The organism is Ochrobactrum sp. SFR4, assembly GCF_019730395.1.
Classification (GTDB): Bacteria; Pseudomonadota; Alphaproteobacteria; order Rhizobiales; family Rhizobiaceae; genus Pseudochrobactrum.
This window is the reverse complement of sequence record NZ_JAAPBB010001143.1, coordinates 1-247: the sequence shown is the minus strand read 5'-3', so window position 1 is coordinate 247 and position 247 is coordinate 1. Positions and strand designations below refer to the sequence as shown.

1 pseudogene is annotated in these 247 nt (G+C 49.8%); it reads right to left on the bottom strand.

The window, feature by feature from the left end:
- Positions 1 to 247, bottom strand: a pseudogene (locus HBA93_RS22620) (GNAT family N-acetyltransferase); the annotation flags it as partial.

Sequence of the window (247 nt, the reverse complement as noted above, 5' to 3'; positions counted from 1 at the left end):
GATCCTGCAAATAGCAGTAATCACCTGTCGCCCATGTGGAGCGATGGCGGATGTAATGGACAAGGCCGACGGCCTGATCATCTACAAAAGCCAATGCGCCATTCATCGGTTCTGCACTATCCAGTAATCTCTCCCAGCTTTTATCTGTGACATCATCGGCAATGCTGGTTTTGTAAAAATCCTGATAGGCTTTCCACAATGGCAGCCATGCCGCTTTGTCCTGTGCGGTGAAGAGACGGATTTCGAC